The organism is Variovorax atrisoli, assembly GCF_014195185.1.
Taxonomy (GTDB): Bacteria; Pseudomonadota; Gammaproteobacteria; order Burkholderiales; family Burkholderiaceae_C; genus Variovorax; species Variovorax atrisoli.
In genome coordinates this window covers 603,511-628,964 of sequence record NZ_JACIBG010000002.1, presented here as the reverse complement: position 1 = coordinate 628,964, position 25,454 = coordinate 603,511, and the positions used below count along the sequence as shown (strand labels likewise).

The 25,454-nt window shown below is 67.6% G+C and carries 24 protein-coding genes; 14 read left to right on the top strand and 10 right to left on the bottom strand.

Features of this window, described 5'->3' with window-relative positions:
* Nucleotides 1-2: 2 nt before the first annotated feature.
* Nucleotides 3-899 (bottom strand): lysophospholipid acyltransferase family protein, encoded by an 897-nt coding sequence (locus FHY06_RS09805; protein ID WP_184604688.1) that lies wholly within the window; start codon nt 897-899, stop codon nt 3-5.
* On the opposite strand from FHY06_RS09805, the gene FHY06_RS09800 reads away from it, so the two are divergent.
* On the top strand, nt 900-1,328 hold the full coding sequence (locus FHY06_RS09800; protein ID WP_409327447.1) for a ribosomal maturation YjgA family protein: 429 nt from the start codon (nt 900-902) through the stop codon (nt 1,326-1,328).
* On the opposite strand, the gene FHY06_RS09795 is transcribed toward FHY06_RS09800, so the two are convergent.
* The 5 genes from FHY06_RS09795 to FHY06_RS09775 form a co-directional block, all read right to left on the bottom strand.
* On the bottom strand, nt 1,294-2,037 hold the full coding sequence (locus FHY06_RS09795) for a transglycosylase domain-containing protein (protein ID WP_019656774.1): 744 nt from the start codon (nt 2,035-2,037) through the stop codon (nt 1,294-1,296). The genes FHY06_RS09800 and FHY06_RS09795 overlap by 35 nt on opposite strands.
* A complete protein-coding gene (gene aroE, locus FHY06_RS09790; RefSeq protein WP_126182538.1) occupies nt 2,034-2,888 on the bottom strand; it encodes a shikimate dehydrogenase in 855 nt (284 codons plus the stop codon). The genes FHY06_RS09795 and aroE overlap by 4 nt, the downstream gene beginning before the upstream one ends.
* A 70-nt stretch (nt 2,889-2,958) precedes the next feature.
* Nucleotides 2,959-3,816, bottom strand: coding sequence for an energy transducer TonB (locus FHY06_RS09785; RefSeq protein ID WP_019656776.1), 858 nt, complete (start codon nt 3,814-3,816; stop codon nt 2,959-2,961).
* A gap of 49 nt (nt 3,817-3,865) precedes the next feature.
* The gene (locus tag FHY06_RS09780) at nt 3,866-5,935 is read right to left on the bottom strand and encodes a ribonuclease catalytic domain-containing protein (protein ID WP_184604684.1); all 2,070 of its coding nucleotides are present in this window, start codon (nt 5,933-5,935) and stop codon (nt 3,866-3,868) included.
* A 232-nt stretch (nt 5,936-6,167) separates the two neighbouring features.
* Complete coding sequence (locus tag FHY06_RS09775) at nt 6,168-6,761, bottom strand: YqiA/YcfP family alpha/beta fold hydrolase (protein ID WP_019656778.1); 594 nt, start codon at nt 6,759-6,761, stop codon at nt 6,168-6,170.
* Between the two features lie 385 nt (nt 6,762-7,146).
* Between FHY06_RS09775 and FHY06_RS09770 the strand changes: the two genes are divergently transcribed.
* The 6 genes from FHY06_RS09770 to FHY06_RS09745 all read left to right on the top strand — a co-directional run bounded on the left by FHY06_RS09770 (nt 7,147) and on the right by FHY06_RS09745 (nt 14,524).
* On the top strand, nt 7,147-7,893 hold the full coding sequence (locus FHY06_RS09770) for a response regulator transcription factor (RefSeq protein WP_019656779.1): 747 nt from the start codon (nt 7,147-7,149) through the stop codon (nt 7,891-7,893).
* 6 nt (nt 7,894-7,899) lie between these two features.
* On the top strand, nt 7,900-9,774 hold the full coding sequence (locus FHY06_RS09765) for a sensor histidine kinase (protein WP_184604682.1): 1,875 nt from the start codon (nt 7,900-7,902) through the stop codon (nt 9,772-9,774).
* A gap of 32 nt (nt 9,775-9,806) precedes the next feature.
* Complete coding sequence (rodA, locus tag FHY06_RS09760; protein WP_019656781.1) at nt 9,807-10,961, top strand: rod shape-determining protein RodA; 1,155 nt, start codon at nt 9,807-9,809, stop codon at nt 10,959-10,961.
* A 123-nt stretch (nt 10,962-11,084) separates the two neighbouring features.
* Nucleotides 11,085-12,545, top strand: coding sequence for a metalloprotease TldD (tldD, locus tag FHY06_RS09755; protein WP_019656782.1), 1,461 nt, complete (start codon nt 11,085-11,087; stop codon nt 12,543-12,545).
* 80 nt (nt 12,546-12,625) lie between these two features.
* Complete coding sequence (locus tag FHY06_RS09750; RefSeq protein WP_019656783.1) at nt 12,626-13,168, top strand: hypothetical protein; 543 nt, start codon at nt 12,626-12,628, stop codon at nt 13,166-13,168.
* Nucleotides 13,169-13,405: 237 nt separating this feature from the next.
* On the top strand, nt 13,406-14,524 hold the full coding sequence (locus FHY06_RS09745; protein ID WP_019656784.1) for a 3-deoxy-7-phosphoheptulonate synthase: 1,119 nt from the start codon (nt 13,406-13,408) through the stop codon (nt 14,522-14,524).
* A 7-nt stretch (nt 14,525-14,531) separates the two neighbouring features.
* Here the strand turns inward: FHY06_RS09745 and FHY06_RS09740 are convergent, their stop codons facing one another.
* Together FHY06_RS09740 and mpl are read right to left on the bottom strand one after the other, a co-directional pair.
* Nucleotides 14,532-15,041 (bottom strand): cupin domain-containing protein, encoded by a 510-nt coding sequence (locus FHY06_RS09740; protein WP_126182875.1) that lies wholly within the window; start codon nt 15,039-15,041, stop codon nt 14,532-14,534.
* Nucleotides 15,042-15,046: 5 nt separating this feature from the next.
* Entirely contained in the window at nt 15,047-16,450 is a 1,404-nt protein-coding gene (gene mpl, locus FHY06_RS09735) for a UDP-N-acetylmuramate:L-alanyl-gamma-D-glutamyl-meso-diaminopimelate ligase (RefSeq protein WP_184604680.1), read from the bottom strand.
* A 111-nt stretch (nt 16,451-16,561) separates the two neighbouring features.
* Here mpl and FHY06_RS09730 point away from each other — a divergent pair, with 111 nt between their 5' ends.
* From FHY06_RS09730 to FHY06_RS09700, 7 genes are all read left to right on the top strand, one after another.
* Nucleotides 16,562-17,158 carry a hypothetical protein gene (locus FHY06_RS09730; protein ID WP_019656787.1) on the top strand — a complete coding sequence of 199 codons (597 nt, stop codon included), beginning with the start codon at nt 16,562-16,564 and terminating at the stop codon, nt 17,156-17,158.
* Complete coding sequence (locus FHY06_RS09725; RefSeq protein WP_184604678.1) at nt 17,159-17,713, top strand: TlpA family protein disulfide reductase; 555 nt, start codon at nt 17,159-17,161, stop codon at nt 17,711-17,713.
* 100 nt (nt 17,714-17,813) lie between these two features.
* Nucleotides 17,814-18,287 (top strand): acetyl-CoA carboxylase biotin carboxyl carrier protein, encoded by a 474-nt coding sequence (gene accB, locus FHY06_RS09720; RefSeq protein ID WP_019656789.1) that lies wholly within the window; start codon nt 17,814-17,816, stop codon nt 18,285-18,287.
* Between the two features lie 2 nt (nt 18,288-18,289).
* The gene (accC, locus tag FHY06_RS09715; RefSeq protein ID WP_019656790.1) at nt 18,290-19,639 is read left to right on the top strand and encodes an acetyl-CoA carboxylase biotin carboxylase subunit; all 1,350 of its coding nucleotides are present in this window, start codon (nt 18,290-18,292) and stop codon (nt 19,637-19,639) included.
* A 114-nt stretch (nt 19,640-19,753) separates the two neighbouring features.
* Nucleotides 19,754-20,644, top strand: coding sequence for a 50S ribosomal protein L11 methyltransferase (gene prmA, locus FHY06_RS09710; RefSeq protein WP_184604676.1), 891 nt, complete (start codon nt 19,754-19,756; stop codon nt 20,642-20,644).
* A gap of 82 nt (nt 20,645-20,726) precedes the next feature.
* Complete coding sequence (locus FHY06_RS09705) at nt 20,727-22,250, top strand: zinc-ribbon and DUF3426 domain-containing protein (RefSeq protein ID WP_184604674.1); 1,524 nt, start codon at nt 20,727-20,729, stop codon at nt 22,248-22,250.
* Between the two features lie 59 nt (nt 22,251-22,309).
* Complete coding sequence (locus tag FHY06_RS09700; RefSeq protein ID WP_126182547.1) at nt 22,310-23,212, top strand: carbohydrate kinase family protein; 903 nt, start codon at nt 22,310-22,312, stop codon at nt 23,210-23,212.
* A gap of 89 nt (nt 23,213-23,301) precedes the next feature.
* Here the strand turns inward: FHY06_RS09700 and FHY06_RS09695 are convergent, their stop codons facing one another.
* Together FHY06_RS09695 and FHY06_RS09690 are read right to left on the bottom strand one after the other, a co-directional pair.
* Entirely contained in the window at nt 23,302-23,811 is a 510-nt protein-coding gene (locus FHY06_RS09695; RefSeq protein WP_019656794.1) for a histone H1-like DNA-binding protein, read from the bottom strand.
* 196 nt (nt 23,812-24,007) lie between these two features.
* Nucleotides 24,008-25,267, bottom strand: coding sequence for a ribonucleotide-diphosphate reductase subunit beta (locus FHY06_RS09690; protein ID WP_019656795.1), 1,260 nt, complete (start codon nt 25,265-25,267; stop codon nt 24,008-24,010).
* Nucleotides 25,268-25,454: the final 187 nt, after the last annotated feature.

The following is a 25,454-nucleotide window of genomic DNA, read 5'->3' as shown; positions in this document are numbered from 1 at the left end:
CGTCAGACGTCGCGCAGGGCGATCACGGCGGCGCGCGCCCGGTCGAGAAAAGGGCGACGCTCCTCGCCCGGCTCCACGCGGATCGGCGCGCCGAAGGTGACGGAGCAAAGAATGGGCACCGGCACGATCTCGCCCTTGGGCATGACGCGCTGCACGTTGTCGATCCATGCGGGCACCAGCACCACCTCGGGGAACATGCTGGCCAGCGTGTAGAGGCCCGACTTGAACTTCTGCGGCTCGCCGGTGTGGCCGCGCGTGCCTTCGGGAAAGATGATGATCGAGTCGCCGCTGCGCAGGGCTTCGACCAGCGGAGCGAGTGGATCGGAGGCGGGTGCTGCCGTTGCAGGAGCAGCTGCGGGTTCGGGTGTTGGAGGAGGCAGCGGCGGAGGCGGCGGCGGTGCGGGGGGCTCGGGCAGGTCGAGCTGGCCCTGCGCACCAGGTGGCGTTTCGGGGGGAGCGGCTGGCGGCTCTATGGGCAGCAGCGGCTCCATCGAGGGCTCGATGCGCTCGGCTGGCGGTTGTGCGACGGATGGCGTGGCAGGCGCCGGCGACGGGGGCTCGGCAACGACGGATGCTGTCGCTGCAGGAGGCACAGCGGGCGCCGCGGCGGGTGCCGTCGCGGCCTGCCGCTCCACGTACACCGCATTGAACACCTCGGTGGTGATCCAGCGCTTGACCGGCGTGTTGGCCCAGTAGTCGCGTGCCGCGATGGGCCGCGTGATGCTGCGCAGTTCCTCCGGCAGCGCCGCCCAGATCATCACCAGGTCGGCGTGGCTCTGGTGGTTCGCGAAGTAGATGCGCTGCTCGGCCTTGGGCGGACAGCCGTACCAGCGCGCCTGTGCGCCCGTGAGCAGTCGGACGATTCCCAACAGCAGCCAACCCGTGAGCTTTGCCAGCATATGGGCGCGATGATACGGGTCATGCGATGGCGTTTCGATCCTCTTTCACTGGCGTGGGCGGTGGCCCTGTTTCTCGTCCTGCTGCTGCTGGCCACCGTCGGCGCGCGCTGGGGCTGGCTGCGCAGCTTCTTCGGCGACGTGCTGGCGGTGGTGTGGGTGTACTTCGTGTTCAAGACTGCGATCGGCGCGCGCGTGCTGCCGCTGGCGCTGGCGGCGCTGGGCGTGGGTCTCGCGGTCGAGCTCGGGCAGTACCTCGCTGCGGCGTGGCACCTGCACATTCCGAACCGCGCGCTGCGCATCGTGCTCGGCAGCACGGCCGACTGGTGGGACGTGCTGGCCTACACCATCGGCTTCGCCGCCGTGCTGGCCATCGAGGGCCTGCGCGGCGGAGCCTTCAGGGCAGCTCGGCCGCGGGCATCCGCGCCATGACGGTGGCGGCGCGCCCGCTCAGGTAGGGCGATCCCGGGCGCCGCTCGAAGAACTTGGGGCTGGGCAGCATCACCGCGAGCCGTGCGGCCTCGTTGGCGCTCAGGCGCGAGGCCGGCTTGCGGAAGTAGTACTGCGATGCCGCCTCGGCGCCGAACACGCCTTCGCCCCACTCCACGCTGTTGAGGTAGATCTCGAGGATGCGCCGCTTGTCGAGCAGCACTTCGAGCAGCGTGGCCAGCACCAGCTCCTGGCCCTTGCGCAGCATGGTGCGCTCGCCCGACAGCAGCAGGTTCTTCGCGAGCTGCTGCGTGATGGTGGAGCCGCCGCGCAGCTGCACGGGCCGCACCGGCTTGCCGCGAGCGGCGGCACGCGCGGCACGCCTGGCGGCGAGTTCCTCGGCCTTGGCGTTGCGCTGGCGGGCCCGCTCGATGGCCTCCCATTCCACGCCGTTATGGTCGACGAAGCCCGAGTCCTCGCTCGCGATCACCGCGCGCTTGAGCGTGTCGTTGATCTGCGCGTAGGGCACCCACTCCTGGCGCCAGCCCCCGCCGCGGCCTTGATGAACGGCGATCTGGAAAGCCTCGGAACGCTGGAAGGCGGTGCTCTGCGGATCGATCACCGCCATCGCCGCGATGCGCACCAGGAAGAACAACTGCAGTGCAACGCCGGCCACCGCGAGGCAGGCGATGAGGCGCAGTACGGCCTTCATTTGCTGATCAGCTCGGCCCGGATCTCGTCCAGCACCTGCGCCGACGGCGGCCGCACGCCGCGCCAGATCTCGAAGGACTCCGCCGCCTGCTCGACCAGCATGCCGAGCCCGTCGCGCGCCACCGCGCCGTGCGCCTCGGCCCAGGCCATGAAGCCGGCGGCGGCGGGGCCGTACATCATGTCGACCGCGAGCCCGCCTTCGCGCAGCACGCTGGCCTTCACCGGCACCGCGTCGCCCGCGAGGCTTGAAGCGGTGGCGTTGACCACCACGTCGAAGGCCCCCGGTATCTCGTCGAGCGCCCAGGCCTCCAGCGAGGCGCCGTGCCGCAGCGCGATGGCCGCATGGCGGCGCACCAGCTCCGCGGCCTTCTCGACGGTGCGGTTCGCCACCACGACGCGCGTGGCGCCCGCATCGAGCAGCGGCCCCAGCACGCCAGCCGCGGCACCGCCCGCGCCGATCAGCAGCAGCGCCTTGCCCTGAAGCGGCACGCCCGCGTTGCGCACGATGTCGTTGACCAGGCCGATGCCGTCGGTGTTGTCCGCATGGACGCTGCCGTCGGCCTCGAAGCGCAGCGTGTTCACCGCCTGCGCGAGCAGGGCGCGCTCGCTGGCGTGCTGCGCGAGCGCCGCGGCCTCGAGCTTGAACGGCACGGTGATGTTGCAGCCGCGCGCGATGTCGCCGCGCTCGGCGGCCTCGCTGCGGAAGGCCGCGATGCCTTCGGCGAATGCGCCGAGCGGAACGAGCCGCCGGCCGTATTCCATCTGCTGGCCGCACAGCTGCGCGAAGCGCGCGTGGATGCGAGGCGAGCGGCTGTGCTCGACGGGGTTGCCCATGACGCAGTACAGGTCCATGGTGTCTGTCTTCCTTGATTGCGCCTGCTGTCTTGCGCGGCTGTTCCGGTGTTCTGTCGCTGCGCCGTTCTTACTGCTGCGAGGAGAGTTCGACCGACCCGTCGTGCGCGAAGCGGAAGTGCGGGCGGATCACGATCTGGTCCGCGTGCTCCCTGCGCATCGCATCGGTGAAGCTGCCGAAACTGCCCACGCTCGCGACGATCGCCTGCGCGCGCTTGTCCAGCACGGGCTGGCCCGAGCTCTCGTCGATCACCGTCGAGAGCAGGCGGCCGTCGAAGTTGACGGTGATGGTCATCGTGAGTTCGCCGTAGAGCTTCTTGCCGGCGAGCGTCGGGAAGTTGGCCGTGCCCTGCGCCTCCACGCGGCGGCGCAGCGAATCGACGTAGGTGGCGAAGGCGGCCTCGCGCGTGAAGGGGCTGAGGTAGCGCTTCTTGGGGCGCGCGTTCTCTTCGTTCACGCGGCGCTCGATCTCGGCCAGCAGGTTGATCATCTGGCGGCGCTTTTCCTCCTGCGCCTTGGCCTCTGCCGGATCGCCGGCGTTGCGCGGATCGGGCGCGGGCATCGCGGCCAGATCGCGCTTGAGTTGGGTGAGCATCTGCATCTGCTCGGCCTGCATCGCGTCGACCTTGCGCTGCGCGTCCTCGAACGAGTCGCCCACGGTGGTGAAGCTCGACGGCGGAAGCGGGCTGGTGGCGCGGCCCTTGTCGAGGTCGCCGCCGCCCGCGAGCGAGGTCTGCGCGCGCAGCCGGGCGGCAGGGTCCGGCCTGTCGTTGGTCTTGGTGTTGACCAGGATGACCTCCAGCGGCGTGTCGCTGAAGACCTTGTTGAAGGATTCGGGATCGACGAAACGCACCGTGAGCAGCGCGGCGTGCACAACGACCGACACGCCCAGTGCGATCTGCAGCGTGCTGAGGTCCTTGAAGTTCATTCTCTAGACTCCTCCAGGGGCCGCACTTCTCCGGACGATCCGCCGGGGTTCATGCTGGCGTTTTTTCTTCGGGGGCGGCCTCGCTGTCGTTCAGGTCGACGGCAATGGCGATCGGGCCCGCAACCACTTCTTCTTCCCCGTCGTCGCCTTCCTCCTCGGCGGCAGCCTCGCCGGCCTTCGGTGCGTCGAGGCGTTCCAGCACGGTGCCGCTCACGTCGAGGGCGATCTCGTCGATCTCGCCGAGCTTCACGCGCAGGCGCGCGCCGCGCTCCTGCTGCCCGGCCACGGGGAACACCAGGGGCAACGTGTCGGCACGCACCAGCGCACCGTTGGGCATGTCCTTGATGACGGTGGCCTCCAGCTCGCTGATGCCCTGCTGCTGCAGGTACTTCAGCGTCCAGAAACGCTCCATGCCGCCCTGGTAGGCGTTGTAGGCGGTGTAGGCCGCGTCGAAGCCCGAGAGGATGGAGAACAGGTCGGCGTCCTTCGGCTTGAACGGCGCGGCCAGCGCAGCCGTCTTGCCGTGGCGCGCGGCCGCGATGATCTGCCACTGGTTCACCAGGTCGGTGTAGCGGCGCAGCGGCGAGGTGCTCCAGGCGTAGCTCTTCACACCCAGGCCCGCGTGCGGCAGCGCGCGCGTGCCCATGCGCACCTTGATGCCGGGCGCGAGGCTGGCCTGGCTGCGGTAGAGCGCGGGCACGCCGAGCTCGCCGAGCCAGCCGCCCCAGCTGCTGTTGGCCAGGATCATCGCCTCGGACACGATCAGGTCGAGCGGCGCGCCGCGCTGGCGGGTGCTGATCTGAACCTGCTCGCTGCCGGTGGGCTCGGCGCCGTCGTTGCCGACGAGACGGAAGTTGTAGTCGGGCCGGTTGAAGCTTTCGGGCTTGCCGCGCACCACCTCGCGCTGCGCCTTCAGCTGCTTCGCGAGGCGGAACAGGAACGACAGGGGCGCGCGCATGCGGGCCGCGGCCTCGGGCGTGCCGTCGGCGTTGAAGGTGGCGTCTTCGAGCCACTGCTGCGTCACGACGGTGTCGAGCTGGTCGTGGCGCAGGTTCGCCGCGATGGGCACCCGCTCCAGCTTCGTCTCGGTGCCCTGCAGCTCCAGCGTGGCCTCGTCGAAGCGCGCATAGAGCGACACGGCCGGGCGGTCGCCGCCTTCGAGCAGCGTGTAGGTGTCGACCACCTCGTCGGGCAGCATCGTGATCTTGTAGCCCGGCATGTAGACCGTGGACATGCGCGCACGCGCCACGTTGTCGATCGGGCTGCCCGGCGTCAGCGCCAGCGCCGGCGCGGCGATGTGGATGCCGACCGTCACGGTGCCGGTGCTCAGGCCCTGCACCGAGAGCGCGTCGTCGATCTCGGTGGTCTGCGAATCGTCGATGGAGAAGGCCTGCACGCCCTCGGCCCGCGGCAGGTCGTCGGCGATGGCCGGCGCCGCTAGGGCCGGGAAGCCGGTGCCCTTGGGGAAGTTCTCGAACAGGAAGCGCCGCCAGTGGAACTGGTAGGGCGAATCGATGGCGCCGGCACGCTCCAGCAGGTCGAGCGGCGGGCGCTGCGTGGCGCGCGCGGCCTCGACCACGGCCTTGTATTCGGGGGCGTTCTTGTCGGGACGGAAAAGAATCTTGTAGAGCTGCTCGCGCACGGGGGCCGGGCACACGCCCTCGGCCAGCTGCGCCGCCCACTCGGCGATCTGCGCCTGGATGGCCTTCTTCTTCTCGATGGCGGCCAGCGCCTGCTGGACGATCTCGGCCGGCGCCTTCTTGAAGCGACCCTTGCCGGCGCGGCGGAAGTAGTGCGGCGCCTCGAAGAGGGCGAACAGGGCGGCCGCCTGCTGGGCCAGCGAGGGCTTCTCGCTGAAATACTCGGCGGCCAGCTCGGCAAAGCCGAATTCGCCCTCGGGCGCGAATTCCCAGGCGAGGTCGAGGTCCATGCCGGCGGCGAGGTCGCGAGCCTCGGCGATCAGGTCGGCGGGCGAGGGCTTCTCGAAACGCAGGACGATGTTGGCGCCCTTGACCTTGACGCGCTTGCCGGTGTCGAGCTCGACCTGCGCCGATGCTTCGGCCTCCGACAGCACGCGGCCGCCGAGGTACTTGCCGGCTTCTTCAAACAATACAAACATCCCTCGATTGTCCCACGCTGAACCCGGCGCCCCCATTCCGGGGATGCCGCGGAACCGGCTTTGCCGGGCCGCAGGCATCGCCCCCCGAGAGGGGGGCTGGCGCAGCGACACGAAGTGCGCGGAGCCTGGGGGGAGACCAACGCCTCGCGGAACCGGCTTTGCCGGGCCGCAGGCATCGCCCCCCCGGGGGGGCGGCGTAGCGACACGAAGTGCGCGAAGCCCGGGGGAATGCTCAGACCGGGTTGATGAAGGCCATCACGTCGTCGAGGTGGGCCTTCTCGAAGTCCGACAGGGCGTGGTCGCCGCCTTCGAGCAGCTTGATGTTGCTGTCGGGGTAGCGCGCGGACATCTCGTGCCAGTCGAGCGCCTCGTCGCCCTTGGCGATGATGGCGAACACGCGCTCGGGCCGCGTCAGCGGGCCGACTTCCATGGCGCGCAGCTCGTGGATGTACTCCGGGCGGAAGTAGAAATGCTCCGCCGGATCGTGCCAGGCGGTCTGGTCGCCGATGTAGCGCATCAGGTCGCGGGCGGGGTGCACGGCCGGGTTGAGCAGCACCGCACGGCAGCGCGTCATGCCGGCGACGTAGGTGGCGTAGTAGCCGCCCAGCGACGAGCCGATCACCGCCATCGACTTGCGCGGCCAGTGGGCGATGCCCTTCATCACCATGTCGATGGCGTCGTGCGGCGACGGCGGCAGCTGCGGACACCACCATTGCAGGTTCGGATGTCGCCGCGCGACGCGGTCCGCAACGATCCGGGCCTTGGTCGAACGAGGCGAAGAGCGGAAGCCGTGCAGATAGAGCAGGTGGGTTGTTTGCGGATCCATGCGAGGTAAGGGAGGGCAGTGCGGCGGTGGAGCCTCGCTTGTCGGGAACGGGTAATTCTGCATGAGGTCTGTTCTCGCGAGGCCGCTTCCGGCACACAAAAACCGGCTGGTCGGGTTCTTCGGCAGGCCGCAGCCTGCCGTGCCCCCGGGGCGCACCGGCGTTCCGCAATTCCCTGCGCCTGGGACTTGCTGCGCATCTGCAATTCGAAAGTACTCAGGTCGAGTTCGCCTTGCTGCAAATCGCCTACGTTCCGCTTACTTGCCCGTCCGGTACACCGGCCGCAGGCCCGGAAAAAAGCGGCCCGAGTGTCGAACAAAGCCTGTTCTCGCAGATATCCCATGAACGGGGGAGGTACGCGCGGATACCCCGTGCCCGCCGAGGCTTATGCTTGGAGGAATGAACATTGAGGCTCAGGACGACACGTCGCTACGCCGCTGGGGCGTGCTCGTGGTCGAGGACGACAGTCGCGCGCGCGCCTTTTTCGAGGCGAGCGTGCAGCGCAGCCCGCGGCTTTTCTGGCTCGGCAGCGCAGGTACCGTGCAGGAAGCGCTGGGCTGGCTCTCGCGCACGACCACCATTCCCGATGTGTTGCTGGTCGACCTCGGCATGCCCGACGGCACCGGCCTCGACGTGATCCGCGAGGCCGTCGCGCGCTTTCCGGGCTGCGAACCGCTGGTGGTGTCGGTCTTCGGCGACGAGGAAAACGTCCTCGCCAGCATCGAGGCCGGCGCCGTGGGCTACATCCACAAGGACGCCGCGCCCGAGGACATCGCGCAGACCATCGTCGAGATGAAGGCCGGCGCCTCGCCGATCTCGCCCATGATCGCGCGGCGCGTGCTTGCCAAGTACCGCAGCCTGCAGACGGCCGCACCCGCCGGCGCAGCGCCGGGCGCCGCGCCCGAGGCAGCGGCCGAGGAGGCCGACCGCGGCCTGCTCTCGGTGCGCGAGCACGAGGTTCTGACGCTGATCGCGCGCGGTTTCTCCTATGCCGAGATCGCCCGTCTGAAGGGCCTGAGCGTTCACACGGTGCAGACCCACATCAAGAATCTCTACGGAAAGCTCGCGGTGCATTCCAAGAGCGAGGCGGTCTTCGAGGCAACGCGTCTCGGCCTGCTGTCTCATCCGGGCTGAGCGCAGATGCGGCCGAACCGGGTGTCGCTGGTGATGTCGTGGCTGGCGATGCTCCTGATGGGCATCGCAGGCGTTTGTGGCCTGTTCGGCGTTTCCGGTGCGTTCGCCGCCGAGGTGCCGATCGAACTGCGCCAGGGCACGGTGACGACCACGATCGATGGCGTCACGCGCACCGAGCCCGTCGAGCTGTCCTACCACTGGGACCGGCAGCACAACGGCCGCCCCGGCACCGCCAGCTTCGACCTGCCATTCACGCTCGAGGCCGAGCCCGAGGTGCCCTGGGGCATCTTCATCCCGCGCGTGGGCAACGTCTTCGAGGTGCAGCTCAACGACACGCTGCTGCAGACCTACGGCGACATGAAGCGCAGCAACGACGCCGACTATGCCAAGGCGCCGATCTACGTCCCCGTGCCCGGCAAGCTGCTGCGCAAGGGCGACAACCTGCTGCAGATCCGCCTGCATGCCGACACCGCCCGCCTCGCGGGGCTGTCGCAGGTGGTGATCGGGCCGGCCGCGACGGTGCGCAGCGAGCTCTTCGAGGGCGCCAACGCGTGGCGCTTCATCGGCTCGGTGCTGCTGATGGCCTTCAGCCTGATCGTGGGCGGCATCGCGCTGGCGCTGTGGCTCACGCAGCTCGACGTCGACGTCGACGTCGACGCGGGCGGCGTGCCGCGGCGCGTGGGCATCTATCTCTGGGCCGCGCTGGCCGAGTTCTCCTGGGCGGTGCGGATGGCCGACGGGCTGGTCGCCGAGCCGCCGCTGTCCTGGGGTCCGTGGGGCGTGCTGATGGCCGCCTCCTATGCCGGCTGGGCGGCCGCCTCCATGATGTTCGTCTACCACCTCGCCGGCTGGGCGAACGAGCAGCGCCACCGCTGGGTGCGCTGGCCGGTGGCCGGCGTGGTGGTGGGAACGGTGCTGTTCAGCGCGCTGTCTCTGCAGCGGGACGAGCCTGCGTGGTTCACCGCCTGGCTCGCCGTGGAGCTGGTGCTCGTCGCCGCTTTCGTCGGCGCCTTCGCCTTGGCCACGCTGCGCCACCCGAACGACGACCGCCTGCTGATGGCCGGCGCTGCGCTGCTCACGCTGGCCTTCGCCGCGCGCGACTGGCTGGTGGTCCGCCTGAGCGACGCCTATGGGGAGACCACCTGGGTGAGTTATTCGTCGGTGTTCTTCGGCGCGGTGCTGCTCCTGATCGTGCTGCGGCGCTTCCGCGCGGCGGCCCTGCAGGCGCGGGGCTCGGTTGCCGCCCTGGCCGAGCGGGTGGCGCAGCGCGAGCGCGAACTAGCGGCCACCTATGCCGAGCTGGAGGCCGCGGCGCAGGTCCAGGCGCGCACCCACGAGCGCGAGCGCATCCTGCGCGAGATGCACGACGGCGTGGGCTCGCACATCAGCTCGGCCATCCGCCAGCTGCAGTCGGGCCAGAGCAGCTCGGGCGACCTGCTGCGCACCCTGCGCGATTCGCTCGACCAGCTCAAGCTGCAGATCGATTCCATCCACCTGCCGCCGGGCGACGTGGGCGCGCTGCTCGCGGCGGCGCGCTACCGGCTGGAGCCCAGGCTGGCGTCCTCGGGCATCGAGTTCGAATGGGCGGTGGACGAGGTGGAGCCGGTGGCCGGGCTGGACGCGCACGGCATGCGGCAGCTGCAGTTCCTGCTGTTCGAATCGATCTCCAACGTGCTACGGCACGCCGAGGCCACCGTGCTGCGCTTCGAGGCCGGCATGAAGGGCAAGACGGTGCAATTGCGGGTGATCGACAACGGCAAGGGTTTCGACGCCGCCAAGCACATGCCGCGCTCGCTGGCGGAGCGCTCCGGTGCCATCGGCGCGCGCCTGACGGTCGAAAGCCGACCGGGGCGCACGGTCGTTCAGCTCGAATTCGATTGAGGGGCCGGGCGGGGCTGGGATAATCCGCCCTCATGTCCGCCGTGTTCAATCAGCCCTCCCTGGCGCGTCGAATTGCGCCCATCTTCCAGGGCTTCGACGGCTTCCTGGCCTTTGCCGTGCTGCTGCTCGCCTTCGCCGGGCTGCTCACCATGTATTCATCGGGCTACGACCACGGAACCCGCTTCGTCGACCACGGCCGCAACATGCTGCTGGCCGGCTTCATCATGTTCGTGGTGGCGCAGGTGCCACCGCAGCGGCTGATGCTGGCGGCGGTGCCGCTCTACACCATGGGCGTGGCGCTGCTGGTGGCGGTGGCGCTCTTCGGCATCACAAAGAAGGGCGCCCAGCGCTGGATCAACGTGGGCGTGGTGATCCAGCCCAGCGAGATCCTGAAGATCGCCATGCCGCTGATGCTGGCCTGGTGGTTCCAGCGGCGCGAGGGCCAACTGCGGCCGCTCGACTTCGTGGTGGCGACGGTGCTGCTGGCGGTGCCGGTGGGGCTCATCATGAAGCAGCCCGACCTGGGCACTTCGCTGCTGGTGCTGGCGGCGGGGCTGTCGGTGATCTTCTTCGCCGGGCTGCCCTGGAAGCTGATCGTGCCGCCCGTGGTGATCGGCGCAGTGGCCATCACGCTGATCGTGAGCTTCGAGTCGCGGCTGTGCGCCGACGGCGTCGACTGGCGCGTGCTGCACGACTACCAGAAGCAGCGCGTGTGCACGCTGCTCGACCCCACCAAGGACCCGCTGGGCAAGGGCTTCCACATCATCCAGGGAATGATCGCCATCGGCTCGGGCGGCGTGGGCGGCAAGGGCTTCATGCAGGGCACGCAGACGCACCTCGAATTCATCCCCGAGCGCACCACCGACTTCATCTTCGCGGCCTATTCCGAGGAATTCGGGCTCATGGGTAACCTGGCGCTGATCTCGGCCTTCATCCTGCTGATCTTCCGGGGGCTGGTGATCGCGGCCAACGCGGGCACGCTGTTCTCGCGCCTGCTGGCGGGCGCGATGACGATGATCTTCTTCACCTACGCGTTCGTGAACATGGGCATGGTCAGCGGCATCCTGCCGGTGGTGGGCGTGCCGCTGCCCTTCATCAGCTATGGCGGCACGGCGATGGTGACGCTGGGGCTGGGGCTGGGGATCCTGATGTCGATCGCCAGGGCGAGGAAGCTGGCCCAGAACTGAGCCAGGCAACGAACACCGGGGAACCGAACCGGCTTTGCCGGGCCCCTGGCGTTGGCCCCGGCACGGGCGTGGCGAAGCGACACGAAGTGCGCGCAGCCTGGGGGCGGGCCATAGAATCCCGAAATGATCTCCCGCGAACCCACCATCGAGCGCCTCGCCACGGCGCAACAGCTCCTTCTCGCGCCCTTCGGCCTCGACGAATCGCACCTGGGCAAGGCCCTGGCCGAGATCACCGCGCACCGGGTGGACGACGCCGACCTGTACTTCCAGTACACCCGCAGCGAAGGCTGGAGCCTCGAGGAGGGCATCGTCAAGACCGGCAGCTTCAGCATCGACCAGGGCGTCGGCGTGCGCGCGGTCAGCGGCGAGAAGACCGCCTTCGCCTATTCCGACGACATTTCCGAGGCCTCGCTGCTCGACGCGGCGCGCACCGTGCGCTCCATTTCTTCCGCAGGCCGCGCCGGCAAGGTGAAGACGGCGCCCCGCAAGATCGCCTCCAGCCGCTCGCTCTACGAGGGCATCGACCCCATCGCCACGCTCGACAGCACCGCCAAGGTGAAGCTGCTCGAGAAGGTCGAGAAGCTCGCGCGCTCGCGCGATCCGCGCGTGGCGCAGGTGATGGCGGGGCTGGCCAGCGAATACGACGTGGTGCTCGTGGCCCGCGCCGACGGCACGCTCGCCGCCGATGTGCGGCCTCTGGTGCGCCTGTCGGTCACGGTGATCGCCGAGCAGAACGGCCGCCGCGAGATCGGCTCCGGCGGCGGCGGCGGGCGCTTCGGCCTGGCGTACTTCTCCGACGAGCAGATCGCCGAGTATGTCGACCATGCCGTGAAGGCGGCGCTGACCAACCTCGAGGCGCGCCCGGCCCCGGCCGGCGAAATGACCGTGGTGCTCGGCTCCGGCTGGCCCGGCATCCTGCTGCACGAAGCCATCGGCCACGGGCTGGAGGGCGACTTCAACCGCAAGGGCTCGAGCGCGTTCTCGGGCCGCATCGGCCAGCGCGTGGCGGCCAAGGGCGTGACGGTGCTCGACGACGGCACCATCGCCGACCGCCGCGGCTCGCTCAATGTCGACGACGAGGGCAATGCCAGCCAGCGCAACGTGCTGATCGAGGACGGCATCCTCAAGGGCTACATCCAGGACGCGCTCAACGCGCGCCTCATGAAGGTCAAGCCCACCGGCAACGGCCGCCGCGAGAGCTACGCCCACGTGCCGATGCCGCGCATGACCAACACCTACATGCTCGGCGGCGACAAGGAACCCGACGAGATCGTCGCCAGCATCAAGAAGGGCCTGTACGCCACCAACTTCGGCGGCGGCCAGGTCGACATCACCAGCGGCAAGTTCGTGTTCTCTGCCAGCGAGGCCTACTGGGTCGAGAACGGCAAGATCCAGTACCCGGTGAAGGGCGCGACCATCGTGGGCAACGGCCCCGACGCACTCACCCGCGTGACCATGATCGGCAACGACATGGCGCTCGACTCGGGCGTGGGCACCTGCGGCAAGGAAGGCCAGAGCGTGCCCGTGGGCGTGGGCCAGCCCACCCTGCGCATCGACGGCCTGACTGTAGGTGGAACGGCTTAGGACTTTCGGCACTTGTCGGCTGTTTCCTCCGGTTGCTAAGCTGCGCTCCTTTTGCCGACAACGAATCAAGGAGCATCTCGATGGGGAACAGGATCAACTCGCCCGCCGTTCTGTGGGCCGTGACCGCCGTGGTGGCGCTGGCCACTGCCGGTTGCGCATCCCGCGGCGGATCGTCGGGTAGCCAGCCCGCAGCGGCGCCCGCACCTGCCGCAGCTGCTCCGGCACCCGCGGCGCGCGGCGGCGCCAAGCCGGGCATGGACGCCCAGGGCAACGTGGTCGACTCGTCCAAGGTCGAGGCCGGCAGCGGCCGCACCGTGAAGGGCCTGAACGGCTACGAAGGCGAGATCACCGGCAACCCGGCCCGCAACAGCAAGTTCGCGCGGCTGCAGATCGGCATGAGCGCCAAACAGGTCACCGACCTCGCCGGACCGCCGACGGACCAGGGCGCATATGTAACCGGCAAGGCCTTCATTCCCTTCTATTTCGGCAGCGACCGCCATCGCTTCGAGATGACCTACAAGGGCCAGGGACGCCTGATCTTCGCGGGCGGCGGCATGGGAGATTTCTCTTCCGGCAACCTGATCTGGATCATCCACAACCCCAACGAATCGGGCTACCGGTAAACAACAGCAGGCCCGGTCGCTTGACCGGGTTTTGCTTTTCCGTGCTACATTGCCAACCCATGTCCGCTGTCCGCGCCTACTTTTTTGCCTACTTTTGGTTCCCGGTTTCCGGCGGACGAGAGGCGAGCGCGTAAAAAGCACACACGAATACCCTCCCAGAACCGCCGGTGGCCCCAAGCCCCGGCGGTTTTTTCTTGGCCTCTCGATTCCCACTCCAGCACAAAAGGAAGAAGCACCATGAGCACGAACATCCCCACCGCCAGCGAGAGCTGGTATGCGCGCGTCGAAAAAACCAGCAAGACCGACGACGAACGCATCAAGGACATCAACGTGCTCCCGCCTCCCGAACACCTCATCCGCTTCTTCCCCATCCGCGGCACCGCGGTCGAGACGCTGATCGAGGACACCCGCCAGCGCATCCACAACATCATGGCCGGCAAGGACGACCGGCTGCTGGTGATCATGGGCCCGTGCTCGATCCACGACCCGGCCGCAGCGCTCGAATACGCGCGCCGCCTCAAGGCCGAGCGCGAGAAGTACGCCGGCACGCTGGAGATCGTGATGCGCGTGTATTTCGAGAAGCCGCGCACCACGGTCGGCTGGAAGGGCCTCATCAACGACCCGTACCTGGACGAGAGCTTCCGCATCGACGAGGGCCTTCGCATCGCACGCCAGCTGCTGATCGACATCAACCGCATGGGCCTGCCGGCGGGCAGCGAGTTCCTCGACGTGATCTCGCCGCAGTACATCGGCGACCTGATCTCCTGGGGCGCCATCGGCGCGCGCACCACCGAAAGCCAGGTGCACCGCGAGCTGGCCTCGGGCCTGTCGGCGCCCATCGGCTTCAAGAACGGCACGGACGGCAACATCCGCATCGCCACCGACGCCATCCAGGCGGCTGCGCGCGGCCATCACTTCCTCTCGGTGCACAAGAACGGCCAGGTCGCGATCGTGCAGACCAACGGCAACCGCGACTGCCACGTGATCCTGCGCGGCGGCAAGGCGCCCAACTACGACGCAGCCAGCGTCGAGGCCGCCTGCAAGGACCTGGAGGCCGCCAAGCTGCCGCCTACGCTGATGGTCGACTGCAGCCACGCCAACAGCTCCAAGCAGCACCAGAAGCAGATCGACGTGGCGAAGGACATCGCCGCGCAGATCGCGGACGGCTCCAAGCGCGTCTTCGGCGTGATGGTCGAGAGCCACCTGCAGTCGGGCGCCCAGAAGTTCACGCCCGGCAAGGACCAGCTCGCCGGCCTCGAATACGGCAAGAGCATCACCGACGCCTGCCTGGGCTGGGAAGACTCGGTGCAGGTGCTGGACACGCTCTCGCAAGCGGTCAAGCGACGCCGGGGCTGAGCAGGCGCTAGAGCAATCCGGCCAGGTCGGGCCAGTGGTGCCGCATCGACGCAGCCTCGTCGCTGTCGGGCGGCACCAGGGAAAAATCGGCGAAATCGAAGCCCGGGCCGACCATGCAGGCGACCAGCGTGTAGTCGCCCGAACTGTGGCTCTGGATCGGCTGCGCCGCCTGCCACTGGCCGGCGGGCACCACGTGCTGCGGGCGAGTGCCGTGGATGTCGACCGGGCCCAGCCGCGTGTGGGCCGGCGCGGTCCGCATCGCGGCGTCGCAGGTCCACAGCGCGAGCGGCACGCCTTCAAGGTGCACCCAGACTTCGTCGGACAGCACCCGGTGCCAGCGCGAATGCTGGCCAGCCTCGAGCAGGTAGTAGATGCTGGTCAGCGCGCTGCGCGGCGGACGTCCGTCGGCCGGGGTGACGCTCGACGCGGAGCGGAACACCTCGCCGTACCAGCCGCCTTCGGGGTGCGGCTGCAGCTTCAGCGTCTCGATCAGTTCGCGGGCACGGGCGGCGGACATGGCGGTCATGATGCCGCCGTCGCGCGCAGGGCGGCAAGCAGTTTGTCGTGCACGCCGCCGAAGCCGCCGTTGCTCATGCAGACGATGTGATCGCCCGGCCGGGCCGCGGCGACGACCTGCTTCACCAGCGGCTCGATGGCCCCGGCGACCTGCGCGCGCTCACCCATCGGCGCGAGCGCGGCGGCCACGTCCCAGTCCAGTCCGGCCGTGTGGCAGAACGACAGGTCGGCCGATTCCAGGCTCCACGGCAGCTGCGCCGCCATGACGCCCAGCTTCATCGTGTTGCTGCGCGGCTCGAAGGCGGCGAGGATGCGCTCACTTTGCCGGCCGGCGTCGTCCAGCTTCTTGCGCAGGCCGTCGAGCGTGGTGCGGATCGCGGTGGGGTGGTGGGCGAAGTCGTCGTAGACCGTGATCGCGCCGCCGTCGCGTTCGACCGTGCCGCGCAGTTCCATGCGCCGGCGCACATTGCGGAAACTGCCGAGCGCCCGCGCCGCATCGGCCGGCGCCACGCCCACATGTTCGGCCGCGGCGATGGCTGCCAGCGCATTCATCTGGTTGTGCAGGCCGGAGAGTGCCCATTCGACTCGGCCGACCGTCTCGCCGCGCAGCAGCACGTCGAAGGCGTCGTGCGTGCCGCGGGCCTGCCATTCGCCGCCGGAGCCGAAGCGCGCAAGTTCGCTCCAGCAGCCCCGGGCCAGAACGCGCTGGAGGCTCTCCTCGGTGGCGTTCACCACCAGCCGGCCCGTGCCGGGCACTGTGCGCACGAGGTGGTGGAACTGGCGTTCGATGGCGGCGAGGTCGTCGAAGATGTCCGCGTGATCGAACTCCAGGTTGTTCAGCACAGCGGTGCGCGGCCGGTAGTGCACGAACTTGCTGCGCTTGTCGAAAAAGGCCGTGTCGTACTCGTCGGCCTCGATCACGAAGGCGGGGCCGTCGCCCAGCCGGGCCGAGACGCCGAAGTCCAGCGGCACGCCGCCGACCAGGAAGCCGGGGGCCTTGCCGCCTTTTTCAAGGATCCAGGCGAGCATCGAGGTGGTCGTCGTCTTGCCGTGGGTGCCGGCCACCGCCAGCACATGGCGGCCCAGCAGAACGTTCTCGGCCAGCCACTGCGGACCGCTGGTGTAGGGCTTGCCGGCGTCGAGAATGGCCTCCATCAGCGGAAACTTGGGGCTCCCGTCGGCCAGCCGCGTGCGGGACACCACGTTGCCGACCACGAACATGTCGGGGGCGAGGGAGAGCTGGTCGCCGCCGAAGCCTTCGATCAGGTCGATGCCGAGGGCGCGCAACTGGTCGCTCATCGGGGGGTACACGCCGGCATCGCAGCCCGTGACCCGATGGCCGGCTTCGCGCGCGAGGGCGGCCACTCCGCCCATGAAAGTGCCGCAGATACCCAGGATATGAATGTGCATCGGTCGATTCTAGGTAAGCGGTGCGGGCGGCCCTCGGCCGGGCTGCACGTTTGTCCCGTGCGCCGTACTGATGTTCATGTGAGGGGCGCCCACTGCGGGCAAAATGCCCCGATGGACACGTCCAAGCGCGAAATCGCCGCCGCAGCAGCCCGCCTCGTCGTGGAGGAGGGGCTCGAGTACGGCCCGGCCAAGCGCCGGGCATTGCGCGACCTGGGCCTCTCGACGCGCACTGCGCTGCCGAACAACGACGAGGTCGAGGCCGAGGTCCGCGAGTACATCGAACTCTTCTGCGCCGACACCCAGCCGCAGGAATTGCATGCATTGCGCATGCTCGCGCTCGAATGGATGGAGCGGATGGCCGTCTTCCGGCCCCATGTGGGCGGTGCCGTGTGGCACGGAACGGCAACGCGGCTGTCGGATATTTACATCCAGTTGTTCTGCGATGATTCCAAATCGGCGGAGATAGCGCTGATCGATCATCACGTGGACTACGAGCCGCGCATGGTGACCGGCTTCCACGGCGAGCAGGTCGAGGCCCTGAGCGTGCATGCACCCAGCCGCCTGCTCGGAGAGGAGATCGGCGTGCACCTGCTGGTGTATGACCTCGACGACCTGCGCGGCGCCCTCAAGCCCGATGCCCAGGGGCGCGTGCCGCGCGGCGATCTGCCTGCATTGCGTCGACTGATTGAACGAGAAAAGGACAAGTGAATGACTTCTTCGCCCACCCGACGCGGCATGCTCTATGCCGGCGTAGCGGCCGCGGCTGCGGTCGCCGGGCTCGGCGGTGCCTGGTGGAAGGAGCGAAGCGCCGGCACTGGTGCCGGCGGCAAGGAGATGCTCGATGCGGCCTTCTGGGCGCAGAGCTTCGAGCGCCCGGAGGGCGGTGACCTCGTTCTGTCGACCCTGCGCGGCAAGCCGCTGCTGCTGAACTTCTGGGCGACATGGTGTCCGCCCTGCGTCGAGGAAATGCCCATGATCGACGCCTTCTTTCGTCAAAATGGAGCGAATGGCTGGCAAGTGGTTGGATTGGCCATCGATCAGCCCAGCGCTGTCCGCAAGTTCCTGCAGCGCACGCCGGTCACCTATCCCACGGGCCTGGCCGGTCTGCAGGGTACCGAATTGGTCAAGAATCTCGGCAATACGGGCGGTGGGCTCCCCTTCACGCTGGTGCTGAATTCGGACGGATCGGTGGCTGCCCGTAAAATGGGCAAGCTCGAAGCGACCGACCTGGAGACTTGGCGGCGTGAACTGGTTCATGGTTAGAATCAGTTCCTTACGCTGGCGTTAGACGCCGAACGCCGAAAATCAACGATTTTCGAACAAGTTATATCCTGAAGACCGGCACAGCCGGCACTGGAGTCCCATGGATCTGCGCAAACTCAAGACACTGATCGATCTGGTGTCCGAATCGAATATTTCCGAACTGGAAATCACCGAGACCGAAGGCAAGGTTCGCATCGTCAAGGGCGGCGGCGCCGCCCCGGTGCAGTATGTGCAAACCCTGGCCGCGCCCCAGGCCGCTGCCGCAGCACCGGCCGCCGGCGCGGGCGCTGCAGCGGCTCCTGCCGCGGCCGCAGCACCGGCCGCCGAGGCCGCTCCTGCGGGCCACGCGGTGAAGTCGCCGATGGTCGGTACCTTCTACCGTTCGTCGAGCCCGGGCGCTGCGGCGTTCGTCGAGGTCGGCAGCAAGGTCAACGAGGGCGACACCCTCTGCATCATCGAGGCGATGAAGATCCTCAACGAAATCGAGGCCGACAAGTCCGGCACCATCACCCAGATCCTCGGCGAAAACGGCCAGGCGGTCGAATACGGACAGCCGCTGTTCATCATCGAGTAAGCATGTTCAAGAAGATCCTGGTTGCAAACCGGGGGGAGATCGCCCTCCGGATTCAGCGCGCCTGCAGCGAGCTCGGCATCAAGGCCGTGATGGTCTATTCCGAGGCCGACCGCGACGCCAAGTACATCAAGCTCGCCGAGGAAGCCGTCTGCATCGGGCCGGCCCCCTCCGCGCAGAGCTACCTCAACATGCCGGCGATCATCTCGGCGGCCGAGGTGACGGACGCCGAGGCGATCCACCCCGGCTACGGCTTCCTGAGCGAGAACGCCAACTTCGCTGAGCGCGTGGAGCAGAGCGGCTTCCAGTTCATCGGCCCGACGCCCGACAACATCCGCACCATGGGCGACAAGGTGTCGGCCAAGCAGGCGATGATCAAGGCCGGCGTGCCCTGCGTGCCCGGCTCGGAGGGTGAGCTCTCGGACGACGCCGCCACCAACAAGCGCATCGCGCGCGCCATCGGCTACCCCGTCATCATCAAGGCGGCCGGCGGCGGCGGTGGCCGCGGCATGCGCGTGGTGCACACCGAGGCGGCGCTGGTCAACGCGATCCAGATGACGAAGGCGGAAGCCCAGGCGGCCTTCAACAATCCGGCCGTGTACATGGAGAAGTTCCTCCAGAACCCGCGCCACATCGAGATCCAGGTGCTTGCCGACAAGCACAAGAACGCCGTCTATCTCGGCGAGCGCGACTGCTCCATGCAGCGCCGCCACCAGAAGGTGATCGAGGAATCGCCCGCGCCCGGCATTCCGCGCAAGCTGATCGAGAAGATCGGCGAACGCTGCGCCGCGGCCTGCAAGAAGATCGGCTACCGCGGTGCCGGCACCTTCGAGTTCCTCTACGAGAACGGCGAGTTCTACTTCATCGAGATGAACACGCGCGTGCAGGTGGAGCACCCGGTGACCGAGTTCACCACCGGCATCGACATCGTCAAGACGCAGATCATGGTCGCCGCCGGCGAGAAGCTGCCGTTCACGCAGCGCCAGATCCAGATGCACGGCCACGCGATCGAATGCCGCATCAACGCGGAAGACGCCTGGAAATTCATTCCCTCGCCAGGCCGCATCACCATGTGGCACCCGCCGGGCGGCCCGGGGGTGCGCGTCGACTCGCATGCGTACACCAACTACTTCGTGCCGCCGAACTACGACTCGATGATCGGCAAGATCATCGTCTACGGCGACACGCGCGAGCAGGCCATGGCCCGCATGCGCACGGCGCTGAACGAGACGGTGATCGAAGGCATCCAGACCAACATCCCGCTGCACCGCGAGCTGATGGTCGACGCCAAGTTCATGAGCGGGGGCACGAACATCCACTACCTGGAAGAGTGGCTCGCCGCGCACAAACGATGAACACCCCCAGGCTCCGCGCACTTCGTGTCGCTTCGCCAACCCCCTCGCCGGGGGCAACACCGGAGGCCCGGCAAAGCCGGTTCCTCGGTGTTCCTTGTGAAGAAGGAGCTTGTCATGTTTGAACTGCGCCTCATGGCGCCCGAAGATCGGGTCGAGACGCTGTGCGAGGCACTCGATGCATTCGATGCATTGAGCGTGTCGGTGGAAGACGCCGACGCGCAGACCGACGCCGAGCAGGCGCTGTTCGGTGAGCCGGGCATGCCGCCGCCCAAGGAGGGCTGGCAGCGTTCGCGCGTGATCGCGCTCTTTCCCGACGAAGCCCAGGCGAAGGAAACTGCGTCCGTGCTTGCGCTGCAGGACTTCTTCGAAGGCTGCGAGGTGCTCGGCATCGCGACGGTGCCCGAGCAGGACTGGGTGCGGCTCACGCAGTCGCAGTTCGCACCCGTCGAAGTCACGCCCGAGTTCTGGATCGTGCCCACCTGGCACGAGCCGCCCGAGCAGGCGAAGCAGGTGATCCGGCTCGATCCGGGCCTGGCCTTCGGCACCGGTACGCATCCCACCACCCGCATGTGCCTGCGCTGGATCGCCACGCGAGGCGAGGGAGCATTGGCTGGCAAGCGCGTGCTCGACTACGGTTGCGGCTCCGGCATCCTGGCGATCGGCGCCGCGAAGTTCGGTGCCGCGGACATCGATGCGGTCGACATCGACGAGGCGGCGGTCTCCTCGACCGTGCTCAACGCCGAAGCCAACGGCGTGAAGCTCAAGGCCGGCCTGCCCGATGCGGCCAAGGGCGAGTACGACATCGTGCTGGCCAACATCCTGGCCACGCCGCTCAAGCTGCTCGCGCCGCTGCTGCGCGGCCATGTGAAGGCGGGCGGATCGCTCGTGATGGCCGGGATCCTCGAACGCCAGGCCGACGAATTGAAGGAAGCCTATGCGCCGTACGCGGCGCTCGAAGTCAGCGACAGCGAGGACGGCTGGATCCTCATGACCGCCCGCTGCTGAGCCGTCGCGCTGTGCGCGGCCGGTTTCCTGCGTGGCCTTGAGCCCCCGCGCGGCTAGGGCCCAACCCTACAATCGCCCGGTCATGAGTCTCGTCACGCGCTGCCCCGCCTGCACCACCACCTTCAAGGTGGTGCGCGACCAGCTTCGCATCTCGGACGGCTGGGTGCGCTGCGGTCGCTGCAGCAACGTGTTCGACGCGACGCTCGACCTGCACGAGACACCCGACGGCGTCGGCAGCACTGCCGCCGCGCCCGGTGCTTCGTCGGCGGCGCAGGGCAGTGGTTTCATGCCGGGGCTGGTCGAACGGCCTGCTTCGCAGCCGGCGCCTTCACCCGGACCCGCCGCGTCGCCGTCTTCTGCCGAGCCGGAGTTCCTGCCGCCGGAAGAGCCAGAGCCGGCAGAACCGGAGCAGCCCTTGTCGTCGTCCGCCGAGGATGCGGACTTCTTCGACGACGAGCCCGAACACCAGCGCCAGCGCAAGGATTGGCTGACGGAAGATGAACACCTGCTTCCGCCGGATGCCCTGGTCCTCGACCAGGTGCCGAAGACCGTGCCGCCGCCGGTTCAATCGCCGCCTGCTTCTCCGCTGCCCGCCTTCTCGCTGACGCTGCCGGAGCACGGCATCGCTGCCGACGAGCCATGGTCCGATCTCGATGCCACGCAGCCCGCCTGGAAGCCGCCGCCGAGCACGCTGCCGCCGTTTCCGAACATCGACCTGAATCTTGCGTCCCCGCCGCCTGCGTCGCCACCTCCGGCGCCGCCGCTGCCGGTCACGCCGCGCGTCTTCAAGACGCGCGCATTCATCGAGCGAGCGAGCGATGAGGGTGATGCGGGAGGTGCGGCGGACGAACGCGAGCAGCTCGAGAAGGACCACGACCAGGTGCAGATGCAGAAGGCGCTGCGCCGCGCCCGCGCCAAGTCGGCCAAGATCGCAAGCGCCAAGGCCCGCGAGGAACGCGCTGCGGCGAAGGCCCCGGCCGTGGTCGTCCGCGAGGAAACCGAAACCGAAAGCCAAGCCGGCGAGCCCGATCCGGTGCTCTCGCCGATCTTCGAGCCGCCCCCTGGGCATCCCTTCGCGGAGGACGACGAGCCACTGGAGAACGCGCCGGGCTTCTGGCAGCGCAGGGGCGTTCGCGTGGTGCTGATCCTGCTGGTGGTCCTTGCTGCGCTGCTGCTCGTGCTGCAGATCGTTCGCCATGAACGCGACGGCATCGTCGCGCGCCAACCCAATCTGCGGCCCGCGGTCGCTGCGCTGTGCGAGTACACGGGCTGCGAACTCGGCGCGCTGCGCCAGATCGGCGACATCGTGATCGAAGGCGCGGCCTTCGCTCGCGAGAAGAGCGGCGGCAACGACTACCGCCTGAGCTTCACCTTGCGCAACGGCGCCACCGTGCCGCTTGCGATGCCGGCCATCGAGCTCTCGCTGCTCGATACGCAGGAGCGCGCCGTGGTGCGCCGCGTGCTGATGCCCGCTGACTTCGGCGCTCCGTCGGTGCTGCCTGCGCGCGCGGATCGCGCTGCCTCGCTGCCCCTGACCTTGTCGGCCTCCGAAGCAGCAGCGCTGCCGCCCGTCGCGGGTTATCGCGTCGAGGCTTTCTATCCCTGAGCGCGGCGCGTGCACGCGTCCCGCTCGCTTTCATCCACTCAACCACTCAACGGCTAACCATGGCAACTGTGATCTGCGGTTCCCTCGCATTCGACACCATCATGACTTTCGAGGGCCGGTTCGCCGACCAGATCCTTCCCGACCAGCTGCACATCCTGAATGTGTCGTTCCTCGTGCCCACGCTACGTCGCGACTTCGGCGGCTGCGCGGGCAACATCGCCTACAGCCTCAATGCGCTCGGCGGCACGGCGCTGCCGATGGCAACGCTCGGCAGCGACGGTGCCACCTACCTCGAGCGCATGCGCTCGCTGGGCATCAGCACGGAGTTCGTGCGGCAGCTCGACGACACCTTCACCGCGCAGGCGATGATCATGAGCGACGTCGACAACAACCAGATCACCGCCTTCCACCCCGGCGCGATGCAGCAGGCGCACATCACGAAGGTCGCCGCGCGAGAGGACATCAAGCTCGGCATCGTCGCCCCCGACGGACGCGAAGCGATGCTGCAGCACGCGGAGCAGTTCGCTGCGGCGGGCATCCCGTTCGTGTTCGATCCGGGCCAGGGCCTGCCGATGTTCGACGGCGAGGCGCTGCGTCACTTCGTCGATCTGGCGAGCTGGGTGGTGGTGAACGACTACGAAGGAAAGATGCTCTCGCAGCGCACCGGCTGGAGCCTGGCCGAGATATCGAAGCGCGTGCGCGGCCTCGTGGTCACGCTGGCGGCCGAGGGCTGCGAGATCTGGACCGACGGCGAGCGCGAGCATGTGCCGGGCGTTGTGGCCACCGAGGTGGTCGAGCCCACGGGCTGCGGCGACGCATGGCGCGGTGCGCTGCTCTTCGGCCTGGAAAAGGGCTGGCCGCTCGCGCAGTGCGCGGAACTGGGCAACAAGGTCGGCGCGATCAAGATCGCTCAGCGCGGCCCGCAGAACTACGAGATCGACCGCAAGGCGCTGGGCGTCTGATCTTCTTTCCGGAAGAGCGCCCGCAAGGGCGATAAAAAAGCCCGGCACCGTGAGGTGCCGGGCTTTTGCCTTCAAGGCCGCTGAGAGACTCAGGGCTTGCTGGCCGTGGGGAACGGCCATGCTGCCTGAGGATTCAGCGTCGTTTGCGCCGCAGGGGCAGGCGCTACGGCGGCAGCCTTGGCAGGGGCAGCGGCCTTGGGAGCCTTCTTCGCAGCAGGCTTCTTGGCAGCAGGCTTTTTCGCGGCTTTCTTGGCAGCAGCCTTTTTGGCAGGGGCCTTCTTGGCGGCAGCCTTCTTCGCAGGAGCCTTCTTGGCAGCGGCCTTTTTCGCCGGGGCCTTCTTGGCAGCAGCCTTCTTCGCAGGCGCCTTCTTCGCTACGGCCTTCTTGGCAGGAGCCTTCTTGGCAGCGGCCTTCTTCGCCGGTGCTGCCTTCTTCGCTGCTACCTTCTTTGCCGGAGCCTTCTTGGCAGCGACCTTCTTGGCCGGTGCCTTCTTGGCGGCTACCTTCTTGGCAGGAGCCTTCTTCGCGGCGACGGCCTTCTTGGCCGGGGCCTTCTTTGCAGCGGCTTTCTTAGCCGGAGCTTTCTTTGCAGTTGCCATTTCTATTTCTCCTTGATCAAGTTGAAAAATCAACCTATTGAAAGCACTCCACGCACCTCGGGTGCCGTGAAGCGATTCATGGTGTTGGAATCTCTGCTCCAGCACCATGAACACCTGAGCCCTCGTCCATGTCGCGCTCTTCGGCGCGATCGGTGGCAAGGGCAATTCTTGAATTCATTAATTCTTTTCGAAAGATTCAATCCCAGGAGAGCGCGCCACCCGACTGGTATTCGATCACGCGGGTTTCGAAGAAATTGCGCTCTTTCTTCAGGTCAATCATTTCGCTCATCCACGGGAACGGATTTTCCTCGTTCGGGAAGAGCGTTTCGAGGCCGATCTGCTGCGCGCGCCGATTGGCGATGTAGCGCAGGTAGCCCTTGAACATGGAGGCGTTCATGCCGAGCACGCCACGAGGCATGGTGTCTTCGGCGTATCTGTATTCGAGCTCGACGGCACGCAGGAACAGCGCCTTGATCTCCGCCTTGAATTCCGCCGTCCAGAGGCCGGGATTCTCGAGCTTGAGCTGGTTGATCAGGTCGATGCCGAAATTGCAGTGCATCGACTCGTCGCGCAGGATGTACTGGTACTGCTCGGCAGCGCCGGTCATCTTGTTCTGGCGACCCAGCGCGAGGATCTGCGTAAAGCCGACGTAGAAGAAGAGGCCTTCCATCAGGCAGGCGAACACGATGAGCGACTTGAGCAGCTTCTGGTCGGCCTCGGGCGTGCCGGTGTGGAAGTTGGGGTCGCTGATGGCGTCGATGAACGGGATCAGGAACTGGTCCTTCTCGCGGATCGACGGCACTTCGTTGTAGGCGTTGAAGATCTCGCTCTCGTCCAGGCCGAGCGATTCGACGATGTACTGGTACGCGTGCGTGTGGATCGCTTCCTCGAAGGCCTGGCGCAGAAGGAACTGGCGGCATTCGGGCGCCGTGATGTGGCGGTAGGTGCCCAGCACGATGTTGTTGGCGGCCAGCGAGTCGGCAGTCACGAAGAAGCCGAGGTTGCGCTTGACGATGCGCCGCTCGTCTTCGCTCAGGCCGTTCGGGTCTTTCCACAGCGCGATGTCGCGCGTCATGTTCACTTCCTGCGGCATCCAGTGGTTGGCGCAGGTGGCGAGGTACTTTTCCCACGCCCACTTGTACTTGAACGGCACCAGCTGGTTGACGTCGGTCTGGCCGTTGATGATGCGCTTGTCGGACGCCTTGACGCGCTGCGTGGATTGGGCGGCAACTGCGGGCGCTGCTGCTGCAGAAGCGGTGGTGGCAACCGGGCGCACCTGCGCGCCGTCATCGAGCGTGCTGAAGGTGCGCAGCGCGGGTTGCGCGATGGAAGACGAAGCCGGAGCGTCCACCGAACGGCCTGCGGGAGATCCGCCGGTCGATGCGTTGTGGTGCTGCAAACCTTGTTGCATATCCTTTGGTAAGGAGGGCTTGACTTCTTCGTCCCAGGTCAACATAGAAAAATCCAATGCTCAAATTATCGGAGCAACGATGTGAGTTGCAAAGTGCTCGTTCACATCGCACGCCATTTATGTGGTTGTTATGTTGCTCGCATGCATCGCGCGATGTCAGTCAATGCCTTCATTGAATGAACGTCGCGCGATCTCGCATGCGCCTCACTGACTTGTCGTCGCGAGCATCGAC

What these genes read in the sequence shown, in the direction of transcription:
- accC (WP_019656790.1), top strand. Translation starts at nt 18,290, where the DNA reads ATGTTCAAGAAGATCCTGGTTGCAAACCGGGGGGAGATCGCCCTCCGG.
- prmA (WP_184604676.1), top strand. Translation starts at nt 19,754, where the DNA reads ATGTTTGAACTGCGCCTCATGGCGCCCGAAGATCGGGTCGAGACGCTG.
- FHY06_RS09740 (WP_126182875.1), bottom strand. Translation starts at nt 15,041, where the DNA reads ATGTCCGCCGCCCGTGCCCGCGAACTGATCGAGACGCTGAAGCTGCAG.
- FHY06_RS09795 (WP_019656774.1), bottom strand. Translation starts at nt 2,037, where the DNA reads ATGAAGGCCGTACTGCGCCTCATCGCCTGCCTCGCGGTGGCCGGCGTT.
- aroE (WP_126182538.1), bottom strand. Translation starts at nt 2,888, where the DNA reads ATGGACCTGTACTGCGTCATGGGCAACCCCGTCGAGCACAGCCGCTCG.
- FHY06_RS09725 (WP_184604678.1), top strand. Translation starts at nt 17,159, where the DNA reads ATGACTTCTTCGCCCACCCGACGCGGCATGCTCTATGCCGGCGTAGCG.
- FHY06_RS09770 (WP_019656779.1), top strand. Translation starts at nt 7,147, where the DNA reads ATGCTTGGAGGAATGAACATTGAGGCTCAGGACGACACGTCGCTACGC.
- accB (WP_019656789.1), top strand. Translation starts at nt 17,814, where the DNA reads ATGGATCTGCGCAAACTCAAGACACTGATCGATCTGGTGTCCGAATCG.
- FHY06_RS09730 (WP_019656787.1), top strand. Translation starts at nt 16,562, where the DNA reads ATGGACACGTCCAAGCGCGAAATCGCCGCCGCAGCAGCCCGCCTCGTC.
- FHY06_RS09750 (WP_019656783.1), top strand. Translation starts at nt 12,626, where the DNA reads ATGGGGAACAGGATCAACTCGCCCGCCGTTCTGTGGGCCGTGACCGCC.
- mpl (WP_184604680.1), bottom strand. Translation starts at nt 16,450, where the DNA reads ATGCACATTCATATCCTGGGTATCTGCGGCACTTTCATGGGCGGAGTG.
- FHY06_RS09700 (WP_126182547.1), top strand. Translation starts at nt 22,310, where the DNA reads ATGGCAACTGTGATCTGCGGTTCCCTCGCATTCGACACCATCATGACT.
- FHY06_RS09785 (WP_019656776.1), bottom strand. Translation starts at nt 3,816, where the DNA reads ATGAACTTCAAGGACCTCAGCACGCTGCAGATCGCACTGGGCGTGTCG.
- rodA (WP_019656781.1), top strand. Translation starts at nt 9,807, where the DNA reads ATGTCCGCCGTGTTCAATCAGCCCTCCCTGGCGCGTCGAATTGCGCCC.
- tldD (WP_019656782.1), top strand. Translation starts at nt 11,085, where the DNA reads ATGATCTCCCGCGAACCCACCATCGAGCGCCTCGCCACGGCGCAACAG.
- FHY06_RS09775 (WP_019656778.1), bottom strand. Translation starts at nt 6,761, where the DNA reads ATGGATCCGCAAACAACCCACCTGCTCTATCTGCACGGCTTCCGCTCT.
- FHY06_RS09800 (WP_409327447.1), top strand. Translation starts at nt 900, where the DNA reads ATGGGCGCGATGATACGGGTCATGCGATGGCGTTTCGATCCTCTTTCA.
- FHY06_RS09705 (WP_184604674.1), top strand. Translation starts at nt 20,727, where the DNA reads ATGAGTCTCGTCACGCGCTGCCCCGCCTGCACCACCACCTTCAAGGTG.
- FHY06_RS09695 (WP_019656794.1), bottom strand. Translation starts at nt 23,811, where the DNA reads ATGGCAACTGCAAAGAAAGCTCCGGCTAAGAAAGCCGCTGCAAAGAAG.
- FHY06_RS09745 (WP_019656784.1), top strand. Translation starts at nt 13,406, where the DNA reads ATGAGCACGAACATCCCCACCGCCAGCGAGAGCTGGTATGCGCGCGTC.
- FHY06_RS09690 (WP_019656795.1), bottom strand. Translation starts at nt 25,267, where the DNA reads ATGTTGACCTGGGACGAAGAAGTCAAGCCCTCCTTACCAAAGGATATG.
- FHY06_RS09805 (WP_184604688.1), bottom strand. Translation starts at nt 899, where the DNA reads ATGCTGGCAAAGCTCACGGGTTGGCTGCTGTTGGGAATCGTCCGACTG.
- FHY06_RS09780 (WP_184604684.1), bottom strand. Translation starts at nt 5,935, where the DNA reads ATGTTTGTATTGTTTGAAGAAGCCGGCAAGTACCTCGGCGGCCGCGTG.
- FHY06_RS09765 (WP_184604682.1), top strand. Translation starts at nt 7,900, where the DNA reads ATGCGGCCGAACCGGGTGTCGCTGGTGATGTCGTGGCTGGCGATGCTC.